At 70.6% G+C, this 17493-nt stretch carries 12 protein-coding genes; 2 read left to right on the top strand and 10 right to left on the bottom strand.

Translation table 11 applies throughout. The features are described from left to right. Positions 1 to 178: 178 nt before the first annotated feature. The 3 genes from ACFYP5_RS02470 to ACFYP5_RS02460 all read right to left on the bottom strand — a co-directional run bounded on the left by ACFYP5_RS02470 (position 179) and on the right by ACFYP5_RS02460 (position 2942). A complete protein-coding gene (locus ACFYP5_RS02470; protein ID WP_389029503.1) occupies positions 179 to 1471 on the bottom strand; it encodes an alkaline phosphatase in 1293 nt (430 codons plus the stop codon). Positions 1472 to 1782: 311 nt separating this feature from the next. Continuing rightward, positions 1783 to 1968 carry a hypothetical protein gene (locus tag ACFYP5_RS02465; RefSeq protein WP_389030701.1) on the bottom strand — a complete coding sequence of 62 codons (186 nt, stop codon included), beginning with the start codon at positions 1966 to 1968 and terminating at the stop codon, positions 1783 to 1785. 26 nt (positions 1969 to 1994) lie between these two features. Further along, positions 1995 to 2942 (bottom strand): SPFH domain-containing protein, encoded by a 948-nt coding sequence (locus ACFYP5_RS02460; RefSeq protein ID WP_389029500.1) that lies wholly within the window; start codon positions 2940 to 2942, stop codon positions 1995 to 1997. A gap of 220 nt (positions 2943 to 3162) precedes the next feature. Between ACFYP5_RS02460 and ACFYP5_RS02455 the strand changes: the two genes are divergently transcribed. Beyond that, positions 3163 to 5379 carry a transglycosylase domain-containing protein gene (locus ACFYP5_RS02455; protein ID WP_389029497.1) on the top strand — a complete coding sequence of 739 codons (2217 nt, stop codon included), beginning with the start codon at positions 3163 to 3165 and terminating at the stop codon, positions 5377 to 5379. Positions 5380 to 5465: 86 nt separating this feature from the next. Here ACFYP5_RS02455 and ACFYP5_RS02450 read toward each other — a convergent pair whose 3' ends face one another. From ACFYP5_RS02450 to ACFYP5_RS02435, 4 genes are all read right to left on the bottom strand, one after another. Continuing rightward, positions 5466 to 6929: a catalase gene (locus tag ACFYP5_RS02450; protein WP_389029494.1), complete on the bottom strand. Its 1464-nt coding sequence runs from the start codon at positions 6927 to 6929 to the stop codon at positions 5466 to 5468. Positions 6930 to 7062: 133 nt separating this feature from the next. Next, positions 7063 to 8982 carry a SpoIIE family protein phosphatase gene (locus ACFYP5_RS02445; protein WP_389029492.1) on the bottom strand — a complete coding sequence of 640 codons (1920 nt, stop codon included), beginning with the start codon at positions 8980 to 8982 and terminating at the stop codon, positions 7063 to 7065. 372 nt (positions 8983 to 9354) lie between these two features. Next, the gene (locus tag ACFYP5_RS02440) at positions 9355 to 10071 is read right to left on the bottom strand and encodes a DUF402 domain-containing protein (protein WP_389029490.1); all 717 of its coding nucleotides are present in this window, start codon (positions 10069 to 10071) and stop codon (positions 9355 to 9357) included. 44 nt (positions 10072 to 10115) lie between these two features. Beyond that, positions 10116 to 11543, bottom strand: coding sequence for a class II fumarate hydratase (locus ACFYP5_RS02435; protein WP_389029488.1), 1428 nt, complete (start codon positions 11541 to 11543; stop codon positions 10116 to 10118). Between the two features lie 106 nt (positions 11544 to 11649). Between ACFYP5_RS02435 and ACFYP5_RS02430 the strand changes: the two genes are divergently transcribed. After that, the gene (locus ACFYP5_RS02430) at positions 11650 to 13179 is read left to right on the top strand and encodes a ricin-type beta-trefoil lectin domain protein (RefSeq protein WP_389029485.1); all 1530 of its coding nucleotides are present in this window, start codon (positions 11650 to 11652) and stop codon (positions 13177 to 13179) included. A 52-nt stretch (positions 13180 to 13231) separates the two neighbouring features. On the opposite strand, the gene ACFYP5_RS02425 is transcribed toward ACFYP5_RS02430, so the two are convergent. The 3 genes from ACFYP5_RS02425 to ACFYP5_RS02415 are packed head-to-tail and all read right to left on the bottom strand — an operon-like array spanning position 13232 to position 17488. Continuing rightward, positions 13232 to 15910: an amino acid adenylation domain-containing protein gene (locus tag ACFYP5_RS02425; RefSeq protein WP_389029483.1), complete on the bottom strand. Its 2679-nt coding sequence runs from the start codon at positions 15908 to 15910 to the stop codon at positions 13232 to 13234. 28 nt (positions 15911 to 15938) lie between these two features. Further along, positions 15939 to 16784 carry an SDR family oxidoreductase gene (locus ACFYP5_RS02420; protein WP_389029480.1) on the bottom strand — a complete coding sequence of 282 codons (846 nt, stop codon included), beginning with the start codon at positions 16782 to 16784 and terminating at the stop codon, positions 15939 to 15941. Beyond that, entirely contained in the window at positions 16781 to 17488 is a 708-nt protein-coding gene (locus tag ACFYP5_RS02415) for a thioesterase II family protein (RefSeq protein ID WP_389029477.1), read from the bottom strand. Before ACFYP5_RS02415 ends, ACFYP5_RS02420 begins: the two co-directional genes overlap by 4 nt. Between the last annotated feature and the right edge of the window lie 5 nt (positions 17489 to 17493).

Genomic DNA, 17493 nt, shown 5'->3' with positions numbered 1-17493 from the left:
TCGTGCAGTCCTCGTCCGGTCCTCGTCGAGATGAGGTGGGGCAGCAGCCGTACTGCCCGGTGCGGCCCCGAGCGGGCTTACGGCGGGCCCGGGTCGCCCCAGCCCGACGGCATCGCGCCTGCGCACGGGAACGGGCCCCGGAAGATCGCTCCCGGGGCCCGTTCCTGCGTCACCGTGTTCAGCGGCGCGGTGCCAGCACCTGCTTGAGTACGTCGTGCACGTACGTGTTCGGGTGCTTGCCCGAGAAGCTGTCGGAGAGCGGACCGCTCGCCGTCACGGGCACGTCCACGCTGGTGTGCCCGGACGTCGTCCAGTCGATGATGAACTTGCGGTCGCTGCCGCGGATCGAGAACGGACCGTCCTCGGCGGAGATGGCGTCCCCGGACTCGTCGGCGGCGTCGACCTCCTCGACCGAGAGACCACCGGTCTCGTGGTCACCGGTGACGACCAGCAGCGTGTCGGGGTGCGTCGCGATGTACGCGCGGGCCACCGCGACGGCCTTCTCCAGCTGCTGCATCGACTGCAGGACGCGCGTGCCGTTGTTGGAGTGCGCGAACTCGTCGGTGCCTTCCTCCTCGACCATGAGGAAGAAGCCCTTCTTGTTCTTGTCCAGGCTGGTCAGGGCCTTGCTCGTCATCGTGCCGAGGTCCACGACCGGGCTGTAGACGTCGCCCTGGCCCTCGGGACGCTGCTGGAACATCTCCTCGTTGCTGAACAGCCCGAGGATCTTGCCGTTCTTGGCCTTGCTCAGGCCGCTCGCACTGTTGACGTACGAGTAACCGGCCTTCTGGGCCTTCTTGATCAGGTCGCCCTTGGTGCCGCGGCTGCCCTCGGTCGCGTCCTCCGCCGGCTTGTCCTTGAACGCGCCCGGCGTACCGGCCGGCAGCCACCAGTCCTCGCCGCCGCCCAGGATGACGTCGGGCTTGCTGACGTCCAGGTACTGACGGGCGATCTCGTCCTGCTGTCCGCGGTCCGCGGTGTTGGCGAAGAACGCCGCCGGGGACGCGTCGGTGACCTGGGCGGTGGTCACCAGGCCGGTGGCCTTGCCGGCCGCCTTGGCCTGCTGGCCGAGGGTCGCCAGCGCGTTGCCGTCGACGTCGACGCTGATCGCGCCGTTGTAGGTCTTCTCGCCCGTGGCCCATGCGGTCGCCGCCGCGGCGGAGTCCGTCACGACGGCCTTCGGGTCCCGGGGGGTGGTGGTGAGCTGGCCGGACGCCGCGAGGCGGTCCATCGCCAACTGGCCTTCCAGGCCGGAAAGGTTGAGTCTTGCTGCCTCGCGCATCGAGGCACCCATGCCGTCACCGTTGATGAAGATGACGTTCTTCGCCGTGGGGGCCTTCGCCTTTGCCGCCGACAGCGGAGCAACGGCCGACGCACCCAGCGTCGGGTTGAGCACCATCGTGGCGACTGCGGCCACAACGGCCGCAGCGACGGGGGCTCCCCATCGCGCACTACGCACGCGTGTGTTCACAACAGCTCCTTGTGAATTGCATAGCTTTCACACACGAACGTAGGTGTGGGGGCGATACCCGTCGTGAACGAGAGGCGTCCGGAGACGGAACAACCTGCAGCGGGAGCTCCGTCGGCCCGGTTCCCCTCGTCGCCCTCCGTCCTCAGGAGCGCCTGCCGGAACGCGTCGGGCACGGCCGGATCCGGCCTTCCTCGGTGGCGTCTTCCGGGAGACGACGGCTGCGCCCGGGGTCGCCGGACGGGCTGATCCTCCAGCCCGTCCGGCGCTACGGGGCAGGCGCCCGGCCCCCGCCGGTCCCGTTCGCCCGCCCCCTACTCCGACGGGGGCTTGGGGGGACGGCCCCGGCGGGGGATGGGGGATGCCGTCGTCGGCAGGCGGCCCGCCTCCGCCAGCGCCCTGCGCAGCAGGAACTCGATCTGGGCGTTCGCGCTGCGCAGTTCGTCCGAGGCCCAGCGGGCCAGCGCGTCGTGCACCGCAGGGTCCAGCCGCAGCAGCATCTGCTTGCGCTTCGGGGTTTCTTCCGTCACTGGTAGAGCGTGCCCGTGTTCAGGACGGGTTGCGCCGCGCGGTCACCGCACAGCACCACCATCAGGTTGCTGACCATTGCCGCCTTGCGTTCGGAGTCGAGTTCGACGATGTCCTGTTCCGCGATCCGGGTCAGCGCCATCTCGACCATGCCGACCGCTCCCTCGACGATCTGCTGGCGGGCCGCGACCACTGCGCCCGCCTGCTGGCGCTGGAGCATCGCGGAGGCGATCTCGGGGGCGTACGCGAGGTGGCTGAAGCGGGACTCGATGATGCGTACACCGGCGGCCTGCACCCGGGCGGTGAGCTCGGCGCCCAGCTTCTCGGTGATCTCGTCCGCGTTGCCGCGCAGTGACAGGCCGCCCTCGTCGTGGGCGTCGTACGGGTACTCGATCGCGATGTGGCGGACGGCCGCCTCGGTCTGCGTGGCGACGAACTTCCGGAAGTCGTCGACCTCGAAGAGCGCCTGCGCGGTGTCCTCGACCTTCCAGACGACGATCGCGGCGAGCTCGATCGGGTTGCCGTAGGCGTCGTTGACCTTGAGGACCGCGGTCTCGTGGTTGCGGACCCGGGTGGAGATCTTGCGGCTGCTGGTCAGCGGGTTGATCCAGCGCAGTCCGTCGGCGCGGATCGTTCCCACGTACCGGCCGAAGAGCTGGATGACGCGTGCCTCGCCGGGCGCCACCATCTTGACGCCGCTCATGCAGAAGAGCGAGGCGATGGCGAGAAGCACCCCGACGACGAGAAGAGGGATCCCCGCCCCGTCGTGGCCGTTGGCACCCAGGGCGCCACCGACGATCGCCAGGCCGACGCCGAGGAACACGCCGAGGACGGTCAGGAGCAGGCCGAGGCCGCCGGGGATGGAGTGCGCCGTGGTCTCCCGGACCTGCGGCTCAGGCATCTCCGGAGCGCTGTCGGTCTGCGCCGCTATCGGTTGGTCGGTCATGATTCCCCCTGTTTGTGTGTCTAGCGCATTGCTAGCAATGTGATTACACATTAAGCGAATTCGCAACCATGTGCACCTCCCGGGAGTCGGTTCCTTAAGAAGTGGGTGCTGATTGTCACGTCCGGAAAAGACCGGATCGCTTGCATTTTGTCCCAGTCGACAGTGTTAGCTGTCTGGTCTGAGCGGATCAGGCGAGCAGAGAAACGGGAGCGATACAGCGATGGGTCGAGCGGATGCGCGACGAGCCCAGCAGCGCGGAGCGCGGCGGGCCGCGAAGAGCGGCGGCATACGCAGACTCTTCACCTGGCGGAAGATGCTGGGCACGTTCTTCGGGTTCTGCCTGCTGATCATGGGCGCCTTCGTGGCGATCTACCTGTACGTGGACATACCCAAGGCCAACGACGTGGCCGAACAGCAGAGCAACGTCTACCAGTACAGCGACGGCACGGTGCTGACCCGGACGGGCGGGGTCAACCGCCAGATCGTGGATCTCGCCGAGGTCCCCAAGGAGGTGCAGCACACCTTCGTCGCCGCCGAGAACAAGACGTTCTACAAGGACAAGGGCGTCGACCTGAAGGGCACCGCGCGCGGCATCTTCAACACGCTCTCCGGCAAGGGCAAGCAGGGTGGCTCGACCATCACCCAGCAGTACGTGAAGAACTACTACCTGACGCAGGACCCGACGGTCAGCCGCAAGCTCAAAGAGCTGGTGATCTCGCTCAAGATCGACCAGAAGAAGGACAAGAACTACATCCTCGCCGGGTACATCAACACCGCGTACTACGGACGTGGCGCGAGCGGGATCCAGGCGGCGGCGCAGGCCTACTACGGGGTCGACGCCAAGGACCTGAACGTCTCCCAGGGTGCCTATCTCGCCGCGCTGCTCCAGGCCCCCAGCCAGTACGACTGGGCGGTCGCGACGCCCACCGGCCGCAGGCTCGTCAAGGAGCGCTGGGCCTATACGCTCGACAACATGGTCGAGATGCACTGGCTCGACAAGGCCCAGCGCGACACGCTGAAGTTCCCCGTCCCGCAGAAGCCCAAGCCCGCCCCCGGCATGGAGGGCCAGACCGGATACCTCGTCGAGGCCGCCAACAAGGAGCTGGACAAGCAGGGCATCACGGGGGACATGCGGCAGGCCGGCGGCTGGACCTTCACCCTGAACATCGACAAGAAGCGGCAGAAGCAGCTGGAGGCGTCGGTCGACCGCCAGCTGGAGTCCAAGCTGGACCGCAAGGGCAACAAGGTCGACGCGACCGTCCAGGCGGGTGCCACCTCCGTCGACCCCAAGACCGGCGCGGTCGTCGCGCTCTACGGCGGGGTGGACTACGTCAAGCACTACATCTCCAACGCCACCCGCTGGGACTACCAGCCCGCCTCCACCTTCAAGCCGCTGGTGCTCGCCTCCGCACTGGAGAACGAGGCGAAGACCCAGGACGGCGATGTGATCGGCGTCAACACCCGCTACGACGGCACCAGCAAGCGGCCGGTCGTGGGCAGCGACACCCCCTTCGCCCCGGAGAACGAGGACGACCGGAGCTACGGTGACGTCACCGTGCAGACCGCGATGAACAAGTCGATCAACTCGGTCTTCGCTCAGATGGTGGTCGACGTCGGCCCGCCCGCGGTGAAGGAGACCGCGCTGGCGCTCGGCGTACCGGACCAGAACTTCCCCGAGCGCCCGGCGATCACACTGGGCACGATGAACGCCTCGACCTGGGACATGGCGGGCGCGTACGCCACGCTCGACAACCACGGCCGGAAGGTCACCCCGTTCATCGTGAAGTCCGCCAAGCACCGGGACCGCACGGTCGAACCGGTCAAGGGCATCGGGAATCAGGTGATCAGCCGCAAGTCCGCCGACACCGTGACCTCCGTGCTGCGGGGCGTCGTGGACAGCGGCTCCGGCCAGGCCGCCAACACCTCGGCCTACGAGGCGGCAGGCAAGACGGGCACCTCGGAGAACAACAAGTCCGCCCTGTTCGCGGGCTACACCCCGGAGCTCACCACGGTCGTGGCCCTCTTCGGTGAATCCCCCAAGGAAGGCGGCGGCCAGGTCAGTCTGACCGGTACCGCGAACTCCGGCCGGGCCAACGGTGGCGGCTTCCCGGCGCAGATCTGGGCGGACTACACCCTCGGCGCGCTGGGCGGCGGCTCCGATGCCCAGTTCGATCTTCAGGACGTGGAGCGCGGTGAGGTCTCCGTACCGGCCAGCCCGTCGACGAGTGCCTCGCCGTCGGAGAGCCCCGACCCGTCGCCGTCCCAGTCGTCGGACCTGCCTTCGCAGAGCCCGGTCGAGACGCCCAGCGATTCGGCCAGCCAGTCGCCCATCGAGCCGCCGAGCGAGTCCCCCGTCCTGCCGAGCGAGTCCCCCGTCCTGCCGGGCGGGGGAGCGCACTCCGGGCGTCCGGGGAACGACAACCCGCTCGATCAGTAACGCGTGAGAGAGCGGTGAACGCACGGGAGAGGGGCGGTGCCGGTCCGGCGCCGCCCCTCTCCCGTACTTCCCGCGTACCGACGGTGTCAGCCGCCGTTGACCTCCTTGGCGACCCGGTCGCCGAGGTCCTTGTCGACGTTGCGCCAGTACTGCAGCGCCCGCTCCAGGACCGGGCGGCTCACGCCGTCCAGGAGATGGCCGGAGATGTTCGACACGAGCCGATCGCGCGCCGCGTCGTCGAGCACCTTGCGGACCATCGTGCCCGCCTGGCCCCAGTCGTCGTCCTCCCGGTGCAGCTTGTACGCCTCGTGGACCATCTCGCCCGCGGTGGCCCAGCCCGCCGGGTCGCCGAAGCGCTCGGTGTCCGCGGCCGGTCCGCCGTACGAGTTCGGGGCGTACACCGCCCCTGTGCGCGTCGGCTCGTACCGCATCGGGCCGTCCTTCGCGTACGAGTTCAGGCCAAAGCGGGGACGGTTCGGCGGCAGCTGCGCGTAGTTCGGACCGATCCGGTACCGGTGGGTGTCCGGATACGAGAAGAGCCTGCCGAGCAGCATCTTGTCGGGTGACGGGCCGATGCCGGGCACCAGGTTCGACGGCTCGAAGGACGCCTGCTCGATGTGGATGAAGAAGTCCTCGGGGTTCTCGTTCAGCGTCATCCGGCCGACCTCGATCAGCGGGTAGTCACCGTGCGGCCACACCTTGGTCAGGTCGAACGGGTTGAACCGGTAGTCCGGCGCGTCGTCGAACGGCATCACCTGGACGTACAGCGTCCAGCTCGGGTGATCGCCGCGCTTGATCGACTCGAACAGGTCCCGGCGGTGGACGTCGCCGTCGATACCGGCCATCTCGTCGGCATCGGCCTGGGTGTAGAAGTCGATGCCCTGGTCGGTCTTGAAGTGGTACTTGATCCAGAACCGCTCGCCACCCGCGTTCACCCACATATAGGCGTGCGAGCTGTAGCCGTTCATGTTGCGGTACGTCTTGGGGATGCCCCGGTCGCCCATCAGCCACGTCACCATGTGCGCGGACTCGGGGGAGAGGGTCCAGAAGTCCCACTGCATGTCGTGGTCGCGCACCCCGCTGTCCGGGCGGCGTTTCTGCGAGCGGATGAAATCCTGGAACTTCATCGGGTCCCGCACGAAGAAGATCGGCGTGTTGTTGCCGACCATGTCGTAGTTGCCGTGCTCCGTGTAGAACTTCAGCGCGAAGCCGCGGGGGTCGCGCCAGGTGTCGGGGGAGCCCTGTTCGCCGGCGACGGTGGAGAAGCGGGCGAGCATGGCGGTCTGCTTGCCCGGTTGGAAGAGGTCCGCCTTGGTGAACTGGCTGACATCGTTGGTCACGACGAAGGTGCCGTAGGCCCCGGCGCCCTTGGCGTGGACCACCCGTTCGGGGACCCGTTCACGGTTGAACTGGGCCATCTTCTCGATGAGGTAGTGGTCCTGGAGCAGGATCGGGCCGTCGGATCCGACGGTGAGCGAATGTTCGTCGCTCTCCACCGGGATCCCGGCATTGTTCGTCGTGTAAGGAGCGTTCTTGGTTTCCTCGGTCACGAGCGTCCTCCCGTCGGTGCGGGGTGTCGGTCAGGTCGTCCAGGCGGCGCCCGGTCAGGACCGAGTCAACTCCGGCGACGAGAGGTCGGCAACATGTAGACCTTGTCCAGACTTGGGTTAATTCGTCCGCATCCTATTGCTGGCCGCGGGCCGGCATCTCGAACCAGACGACCTTGCCGGTCGACAGCCGGGTCGCACCCCAGCGCCGGGCCAGCCGGTTCACCAGGAAGAGGCCGCGGCCGCCTTCGTCCATGTCGCGGGCGCGGCGCTGCCGGGGCAGCTGCGGGGCGTCGTCGCCGACCTCGCAGCGCAGGATGTCGGTCCGCAGCAAGCGCAGCGTCACCGGTCGCTCCGCGTACCGCACCGCATTGGTCACGACCTCGCTGACCAGCAGTTCCACCGAGTCCGAGAGCTCGTCCAGGCCCCACCTGCTGAGCGCCCTGCGGGCCAGCCGCCGGGCCCGGCCGGGGGCGGAGTCCTCCGGCTCCAGGTACCAGTACGCGACGTCGCTCGGCGCGATCCCGTCGAACCGGGCGGCGAGCAGCGCGATGTCGTCGTCCCGGTCGCCGGGGCCGAGCATGTCGAGCACGTCGTCGCAGAGCGCCTCCAGCGGCGGCGAGTGATCCGGTCCGGTGAGCTGGGCGGTGGCGGCGAGCCGCTCGCGCAGCTGCTCGATACCGGTCCAGACGTCCCGCAGCCGGGACTCCACCAGACCGTCGGTGTACAGCAGCAGCGTGGCGCCCGAGGGCGCGTCCAGCTCGACGGCCTCGAAGTCCACCCCGCCGACGCCGATCGGGGCGCCGGGCGGCACCCGCAGCACCTCGGCGCGGCCGCCCAGGTGGAGCAGCACGGGCGGCGGGTGCCCGGCGTTGGCGATGGTGATCCGGTGCGCGACCGGGTCGTACACCGCGTACAGGCAGGTGGCCATCCGGTCGCTGCCGAGCCGCTGCGCCTGCTCGTCCAGGTGGTGCAGCACCTCCTGAGGCGGCAGGTCGAGACCGGCGAGGGTCTGCGCGGTGGTGCGCAGCTGGCCCATGATGGCCGCGGAGGTCATGGAGTGACCCATGACGTCGCCGACGACCAGAGCGACCCTGCTGCCGGGCAGCGGGATGGCGTCGTACCAGTCACCGCCGACCCGGGCCGTCTCGGCGGCCGGGAGGTAGCGGGAGGCGAGCCGGACGCCGGTGGGCTGCGGCAGCGAGTCGGGCAGCATGGTGCGCTGCAGCTCATCGGCGATGTACGCCTCGCGCCCGTACAGCACGGCCTTGTCGATGCCGAGCGCGGTGTGCGTGGCCAGCTGGGCGGCGACCAGCAGGTCGTTGGCCTCGAACGGCGGCCGCTCGGTACCGCGCAGGAAGACGGCAGCACCGATCACCCGCCGGCGGCCGCGCAGCGGGGCGAGGATCACCCGGTGGCCGGAGGGGACGGTGCGCCCGGCGCCGAGCAGTTCGGGCAGCGCGACGCGGGCCGCCGCGGAGTCCCCGAAGACGGGCCGTACGCCGCGCAGCACCTCGGCGAGCGCACCGCCCGCCTGCACCTCGCAGAGTTCGGCCGCGGGTGTCAGGTCGGCGTGCGGGTCGATGGCGGGCGCGCGCAGTCGCTCGGTCTCCGGGGAGGTCTCGGTCTCCTCATCGTTTAAACGCAGCCGGTCGGACCGGCGCAGCCGCAGGACGAACGGGGTGGCCGGTCGCTCGTCACCGACCGGGAGCGGATCGCGGAGGTAGACGAGTATGGCGTCGGAGAACGTCGGCACGCTGGCCCGGCACAGGCCGAGGACGATCTCGTCCAGATCTATGCCGCGGGCGATTCGGCGGGTCGCGGCGCCCACGAAGCGCAGCCGGTCGCCTTCGCGGCGGGCCACCGTCTGCGGGTCCGGTCCCGCCGCGGCGACGCTCGGCGCGACGGCGGGGGTCGGTGCCGCGGCGGGGCCGGGAATCGCTGCGGTGGCAGGCGCGGCTGTCGGCGCGGCGTCCTGCTGCCGCGGCCGGGCGCGTTCCTGCGACCGGGCGGCGAGAGGCTGCCGGCCTTCGTGGGAGGTGGGATGCTCCGTCACGCGTGGGGTTCCGTCCGTCCGGGCCGGTTGTATGAGGCAATCACCTTGTGGGGCGCCACTGTGCCCCGGCGAGAGCGGTGATGACAACGGCTGCCATCGCATGCCCAGCTCTCCGGGGCCGAAACCGTATGCCTGCGGGGTGTGTCGCTGACAACGTTCCCGCCGTATCGGCGGCGGACAGCGTGCACATCTCCACCCCCTCGTAGTGGCTCGTGCGGTAGTTGCTGCCTCATGCAACTGATGCGGCTCATGAAGATCGTGCAACTCGTGCGATGACTTGCGGTCAGGTCCTGTGCCGCGCCCGCCGATTGGAGCGGAGCAGCCCTCCGGAGGACGATCCTACGTTTGCCCCCCTGGGGTGCATCAAGGGTCTCACGACGGCATATGCGAGGGCGTACGGTCCCAGTCATCCGGCAGCGCGGGCACCTGCCACCGCGGATCGGGCCGCCAGTTCTCCCAGCCGTCCCGGAACGGAGTGCCCCAGGCGTTGATCACGCCGACGGCCGAGCGGCCCGCCTCCCGTACCCGCCGTGCGGTGTCACGGTCCATCAGACCGACCCGCTGCGCCTGGGCGAATTCGTCCTCGTCCAGCCAGCGCCAGCTTCGGTCGGGGTGCACGGCGATGTCGAGAAAGTGGTCCTCGGAGTCGACGCCGCCGGCCCAGCGGCTGCGTGGTTCCTCCAGGTTCACGTACCAGTTGCGAAAGCTCCAGCCGCGGTCCCAGAACAGCCAGACCGACCAGGGTTCGCCGGGCCGGGCGAGCTTCAGCACGCCCCGGCCGAACCAGGTCGAGCGGGCGACGGTACGGGGCGCGGTGTAGCGGGTGGCGAGCGGCTCGGCGTGCACGCTGGTGCCGTCGGCGAGGACCGGTCTGATGCATTCGGTGCCGGGCGCCATCCAGACGGCGAGCAGCTCGTCGGTGTCCTGGACGACGGTGACCGGCCGGCAGATGTGGACCGGGCCGTGGGCGCCGCCGGGCGACCGCGGACCGTTGCCGCGGTACCGCCACAGGATGTGATCGCCCGGCGCCCAGTACGCGACGTCCGAGCGATCGACCTCTGCGCGCGCGTTGTCTCCCGTACCTGCCATGGAGAGATCTTAGGGATGCGCCCGCCCGGTTGCTGCGATCCACGTCACGGGCGGGTCATACGCAACACGTCGAGCGCCTCGTCGAGCTGTTCCACCGTGAGGTCGCCGCGCTCCACATACCCGGAGGCCAGCACCACTTCACGGATCGTCCGCCGCTCGGCGAGCGACTTCTTGGCGACCTTCGCCGCCTCCTCGTAGCCGATGTACTTGTTCAGCGGGGTGACGACGGACGGCGAGGACTCCGCGTACTCCCGGGCCCGTTCCACGTCGGCCGTGATCCCGTCGACCGTACGGTCCGCGAGCAGCCGCGAGACGTTGGCCAGCAGCCGGACCGACTCCAGCAGGTTCTTCGCGATGACCGGCAGCATGACGTTCAGTTCGAAGTTGCCCGCTGCGCCCGCGACGGTGACCGTCGTGTCGTTACCCATCACCTGGGCGGCGACCATCAGGACCGCCTCGGGAATGACCGGATTCACCTTCCCCGGCATGATCGACGAGCCCGGCTGGAGGTCGGGAAGGCTGATCTCGGCCAATCCGGTGCGCGGGCCGGAGGCCATCCAGCGCAGGTCGTTGGAGATCTTGGTGAGCGAGACGGCGATCGTACGGAGCTGACCCGACGTCTCGACGAGCCCGTCCCGGGCGCCCTGCGCCTCGAAGTGGTCGCGGGCCTCGGTGAGCGGCAGCCCGGTGACGCGGGCGACCTCGGCGATCACGGCGGCGGAGAATCCGGGCGGGGTGTTGATGCCGGTGCCGACGGCTGTGCCCCCGAGCGGCAGTTCGGCGAGCCGCGGAAGCGACGCGTTCAGCCGCTCGATGCCGTACCGGATCTGCGCCGCGTAGCCGCCGAACTCCTGACCCAGGGTCACCGGCGTCGCGTCCATCAGGTGTGTACGGCCCGACTTCACGACCGTTGCGAACTCGGCGGACTTGCGCTCCAGCGCGGCCGCCAGATGGTCCAGGGCGGGGATCAGCTCACCGGTGACGGCGGCGGTCGCGGCGATGTGGATGGAGGACGGGAACACGTCGTTGGACGACTGCGAGGCGTTGACGTGGTCGTTGGGGTGGACCTCACGGCCGAGGCGTTCGGTGGCGAGGGTCGCCAGGACCTCGTTGGTGTTCATGTTGGAGGACGTGCCGGAACCGGTCTGGAAGACATCGATCGGGAAGTGTGCGTCCCAGCGGCCGTCGGCGACCTCGCCCGCCGCGTCCTGGATCGCTTCGGCGATGTCCGGGTCGAGCACCTTGAGCTCGGCGTTGACCTTGGCCGCGGCGGCCTTGATCCGGGCCAGGGCCTCGATGTGGGCCCGCTCCAGGCGCTGGCCGGAGATCGGGAAGTTCTCCACGGCGCGCTGCGTCTGGGCCCGCCATTTGGCGTGTGCGGGGACCCTCACCTCACCCATCGAGTCGTGTTCGATGCGGTACCCGGTGCCGCTGGTGTCGGGCGGGCCGGCGGGTGTCTGGGCGTCGTCCATGGGTTTCAACCTCCTGAAAAAGTTGAGCACTTGTCTTGTTCTGCGTATTCCCAAGTTGCCTACCGGCCAGTAAATACCGGGGGTAACCACAAACCGGGGAGGCGCAATGAGACGCACCAGACCCAGAATCCGCTGTACGGTCGCGGCCACGGCGGCCATGGCGGCGGTGTTGGGCGGCATGACCGCTGCCGCCGGGCCGGCCGGCGCGGCACCCCAGTCCGGTACCACCCCTACCGCATCCACCCCCCTGCCGCCCGAGCTGGAGGCCATCCGCGCCGCCGAAGCCACCCGGCTGTACGGCGACCCGGCCGAGCGCCCGCTCGCCGACCGCAGGACCGGGCTGATCTCGCTCGGCGACAGCGAGATCTCCGGCGAGGGCGTCGGAACGTACGAGGCAGGCACCAACGGCCCCGACAACTGGTGCCACCGCTCGCCCGACTCCGCCATCCACCGCACCGGGATCCCCGCGGACGTCACGTACAACATCTCCTGCTCGGGGGCGTACACCGGAAACATCGTGATCGGCGGATCCAGGCAGTACGCCGACGAACTCGTGCAGAGCGACAACCTCGCCATCAAGGCCCGCAACACCCACATCAAGATGATCGTGCTCGTGGCCGGGGCCAACGACGACCTCCAGTTCGGCCCGGTGATGACGGACTGCGTGGAGCGCTGGGTCCTCCTCCAGGGCGCGTGCCGGCTTACGTACGAGGGCGGCTGGCAGGCCCGGGTCGACGGGCTCGTCCCCAAGGTCGAGAAGACCGTCCGCGACCTGCAGACCGTCATGTCCGACGCCGGTTACGCCAGTGGCGACTACAAGCTCGTGGTCATGGGCTACCCCAGCCCGATAGGCCCCGACTTCAACGACAACCCGAACTTCCCCGGCAAGATTCCGGGTGGCTGCGCCGGTTACGACTCCGACGCCGCCTGGGGCCGTAACGTCGCCGTCCCCGCCTTCGAGCGCGGTATGCGCAAGGCCGCCGCCGACGCCGGGGCCGTCTATCTCGACAACTCCCGGCTCTTCCACGGCCACGAGGTCTGCATGGAGGACACCTGGGCCCGCGGCCTCTACATCGACCTGTCGCACTTCCCGCCGGACTCCAACTCCGTCCGGCAGTCCTTCCATCCCAACGCGCGCGGGCACGCCGCCTTCGCCTCCTGCCTGACCCAGATCTACAACTCCGGTCTGCGTGAGGCGAGCTGCGCCGACCCGGCGAGCACCGGGAAGCCGGTCCTGGAGCCTGCCGCCTGGGACTCGGTCTTCAAGCCCCTGAAGAACGAGGCCACCGGCACGTGTGTCGACGTCCCCGCGTCGTTGACCCGGAACAACACGAAGATCGCGGGCTGGGACTGTCACGGCGGCCGTAACCAGGGCTGGTGGTACGACGCGGGCACCAAGACCGTCCGTACGGAACTGAGCCACGACCGGTGCCTCGATGTGCCGGGCGCCGACTACCGGGCGGGTGCCACGCTCATCCTGTGGAACTGCTCGGGCGCGGCGAACCAGCAGTTCGTCCAGGAGTCGGGCACGTTGCGCCCGGCGGCTTCGACCGGGCTGTGCCTGTCGCTCGCGGCGGCCAAGGATCCGCTGAAGCTCCAGGCGTGCGACGGGACGGCGAAGCAGCGGTTCGCATAGGGCCGTAGGGCGCAGGACGGCGGGGCGGTCGCACGGCGCGGCCACCGCGCCGTCACTCGTCCACCGCCTCGCTCAGGGACCGGACCGTCGGCGACAGATAGAGCCGTCGCAGCGGCACCGGAGGCAGGCCGCGCTCCCGCATCGCGGTGGCGAGACGGATCGCGTACAGCGAATTGCCGCCCAGATCGAAGAAGTTGTCGTCGGGGCCGACCGGCACGCCGAGGACGGACTGCCAGATCCCGGTGAGTTCGGCGAAGGCGTCGGCGGGGGCGGGGGCAGCGGTGCCGGGCGGGGCGTCGGCAGGGGCCGGCGGGGCGGGCAGCCGGGACACGTCCAGCTTGCCGTTCGGGGTGAGCGGGAGCCGGGGCAGGGCGGTCACCGAGGCGGGCAGCATGTGTTCCGGCAGCAGCTTCGCGGCCCGCCGGCGTATGTCGTCGGTCGTGCCGGCCGGGTCCCCCGACGGCACGACGTACGCATCGATCCGCACACCCGCAGCATCCAGGAACGCGTCCCCGGACACCGTCACCGCCGCCGCGGTCACGGACGGATCGGCCAGCAGCACGTGCCGGATCTCGTCCAGCTCGATCCGGAAGCCGCGCACCTTCACCTGGCTGTCGATCCGGCCCAGATGCTCCAGCGTGCCGTCGGGCAGCAACCGGCCCAGGTCGCCGCTGCGGTACATCCGCCCGCCGTGCCACGGGTCGGGTACGAAGCGCTGCCCGGTCAGGTCCGGGCGGCCCAGGTACCCGGTCGCAACCCCGGCGCCGCCTACATGGATCTCGCCGGGCGCTCCGGGCGGGACCGGTCTGCCCCGGGCGTCGAGCACGTACACGTACCAGCCGGGCAGCGGACGCCCCACCGACCGGGATCCGGACAGCGCCGTGCGCCGGGTCACCGTCTGCGCCGTGACGTGGACCGTCGTCTCGGTGATGCCGAACATGTTGACCAGCCGGCAGCGGTCCTCGGGGTGGCGGTCGAACCAGTCGCGCAGCGGGCGGGCGTCCAGCGGTTCGCCGCCCAGGACGACCAGGCGCAGGGCGAGCGGCGTGCCCCGGCCCCGGTGTTCCCCGTGCTCCCGGTCGGCGGCCATGAGCTGGGTGAATGCGGACGGGGTCTGGCTGATAACGGTGACCCCCTCCCGTGCGAGCAGGGCGTGGAAGTCGGCGGGGGAACGGGACACCCAGTAGTCGACGACGACCAGCCGGGCGCCGGTGAGCAGGGCGCCCCAGATCTCCCAGACCGAGAAGTCGAAGGCGCTGGAGTGGAAGAGCGTCCACGTGTCGCCGGGGCCGAGACCGAAGTCGTCGCGGGTGGCGTCGATGAGGGCGAGGACATTGGCGTGCGGCACGACGACACCCTTGGGGCGGCCGGTCGAGCCGGAGGTGTGGATGACGTACGCCGGGGCGGTGGCGGGCCGGGCGGTGGGGGCCCGGTGGCCGGCCGGACGGCCGGTGAGGGGGGCGGTGTCCTCCACCGTCAGCCGCAGCCCGGCGTCCTCGGCGGTGCGGGCGCGGCGGTCCGCGGGGTGGTCCGGGTCCAGCGGTACGTAGATCGCGTCCGCCTTGAGGACGGCGAGCATCATCGCGACGAGGTCCGTCGACCGGGGCAGGCAGAGACCCACACGGTCCCCGGGCCGGACGCCCCGGGCGCGCAGCCCGGCAGCCAGTTCGTCGGCGCGGGAGTCCAGCTCTCGGTAGGTCAGGGTGTGCTCGCCACAGGTCAGGGCGGGCGCGTCGGGGCGCAGGGCGACCTGGTCCGCGAAGGCCTCGTCGATGCGGCGGGAAGGGACAGGCGGCGGGGCGGCGGGGCGGCCGAGGGCGAGCTGCTCGGCGGACTCCGTCTCGTCGAGCAGGACGAGGTCGAGGAGAGGGGTCTCGGGCGGCACCGTGGCCAACTGGTCCTGTACGCACGTGACATGGCGCTCGGAAGGGGCGGCTTCGTCGATGGTTTCGTCGATGACGTCGTCGCCCGGAGCGGTGAGGGGAGTGGCGAGAAGTTCCCCGACCGTACGGTCCTCGGACAGATCGGCTTCGAGCACGGCCCGGCCGTCGAACGCGCCAAGGGTGTTCCCAGGCCGGTCGGGCGCCGGTACGGGCACGGCCACGCGCACGGACGACCTGCCCTCGTACCGTCCGCGCACGAGTGCGGTGGCGGCAGCGCGCCGAAGGGCTTCGGGGGCGGGGACGCGGGCGGGATGCGCTGCGGGGGAGTGCTCCGCCGCCCGTACCTCGTCCGGCCCGAGTTCCCCGCGGAGCACGCGGGAGATCAGCCGGAGCGAGGTCGCGTCCAACGCGGCCGGATCGGCGACGAGGACGAGATCGCCTGGACGGGGCACGGGCGTGCGCACGGTGCCCTGGGCGGTCCCACCCGCGGACTCACCCGCGGTGCCGCCTGCGCGGGTGCCCGCGAGGCCGTCCGTGGCGCCGGACGCGGGGGCGTGCGCGCTCCCGCCCGCGAACCCGCCCCCGGGCTCACCCGCACCCTCCTCGTACCGCAGCAGCAGCACCCGCAGCGGCTGCCCCGGCGCGAGCGGACGCCGGGTCTCGGTCTCGCGGCGGCGTGCCGCCCTCTCCGAGTCCGCCGGTGCTGGGACGGACTGTGTCCACAGCCGGGGGTGCGGGCCGTCCGGCCACCAGCGCTTCGACGCCGTCGCGAGCGCGGTCGCGACCCGGCCGTCGTCCGTCGCACCCCGCGGCAGACGGACGGTCAGCGTATGACGGGCAGTCGGCACCGGTGCTCTCCTCTCGTAAGGGTGCGCCTCAGCGCGTCGTGAATCCGCCGTCGACCGTCAACACGCTCCCCGTCACCTGACGCGACTCGTCCGACGCCAGCCAGAGCGCCGCGTCCGCGACGTCCTGCGGTTCGACGAGTGCGTTCATCGGCTGCGCCCGGACGAACGTCTCCTCGTGCTCGGCGACCGGCACCTCCAGCGACCGGGCGATCTCCGCGAGCATCCGGCCCTCCATCGCCTCGTCGTCCCGCACCGACCCGGGGCACACCGCGTTCACCCGCACCTTGCGCGGCGCGTAGTCGAGTGCGACGGCCTTGGTCAGCCCGACGAGGCCGTGCTTGGCGGCGACGTAACCGGCGAAGTGCCGGTAGCCGACCAGCCCGGCCGTCGACGCGATGTTGACGATGGAGCCGGAGCCCTGCGCGGTCATCCGCCCGCCGACGGCCCGGATCGCCCGCCAGGCACCGCCGAGGTCCACATCGATCATCAGCTGCCACTCGGCTTCGGTGATCTCGTGTGCGGAACGGCCCGAAGGGGCCGCGATCCCCGCGTTGTTGACGAGGACGTCGATCCGCCCGAAGCGCTCCTCCGCATCGTCCGCCGCCGCCTCCAGCGCGCCGAGATCCCGCACGTCCGCCTGCCGGGTCAGCACGGCGGAGCCCGTATCGCGGCAGAGCTCCGCCGTGTACGCGAGCTGGCTCGCCGAACCGAGCGGATACGGCACGCCGGGCAGCGGACCCGCCACATCGAGCAGTACCAGATCCGCGCCCTCGCGGGCGAACGTCAGCGCACAGGCCCTGCCGAGCCCGCGTGCCGCACCGGTGATCAGCGCGGTCCGCCCGGCCAGCCGCCCGTTGTCGCCGCTCGTCGTCATCCCTCGCCCAGTTCGGTGGCGATCAGTTCCAGCAGCGCCCCCGGCCGGTCGGCCAGGTACATGTGCCCGCCGTCCAGCTCGGCGACGGTCAGCTTCCCGTTCGTCGCCGACCCCCATTCGGCGGCGCCGGCAGCGCCGACGAGCGTGTCCGTACGCCCGCGGACCGAGACGACGCGCACGGCCAGCGGCCGCTCGGAGGCCGGCCGGTAGCTCTCGTGCAGCTGAACGTCGGCCCGGAGCGACGGCAGCAGCAGCTCCCGCATCTCCGGGTTCTCCAGCGCCGGATGCGCGTACCCGGCGAAGCTCCTCACCCGTGCGACGAACTCGTTCTCCGGCAGCCCGCCCGCCCGGTCGCTGCGCGCCGTCCACGGACCGGCCGAGCCGCTGACGAAGAGCGCTTCGAGACGGATCCCCGGCTCGCGCTCGAGCCGGTGCGCCAGCTCGTACGCGAGTACCGCGCCCATGCTGTGCCCGAACACGGCCGCCCGTCGGCCCGTGCCCCCGAGCACAGCGGTGACCTGGGCGTACGCATCGTCCACGGCCTCGGCCGCCGAGGCGTACGCGGGCTCGGCGAACCGCTTCTCCCGGCCCGGCAGCTGCACCGGCAGGATCGTCAGCCCCGCCGGGGCCTGTCCCTGCCACGGCGTGAAGAACGACGCACCCGCCCCGGCGAAGGGCAGGCAGATCAGGACGGTCTCTTCCACGGTCT

The sequence above is a fragment of the Streptomyces sp. NPDC005262 genome, from assembly GCF_042872425.1.
In the GTDB taxonomy this organism is placed as follows: Bacteria; Actinomycetota; Actinomycetes; order Streptomycetales; family Streptomycetaceae; genus Streptomyces.
Note: the sequence above shows the minus strand (reverse complement) of the source record. Positions and strands in the feature narration are given on the sequence as shown.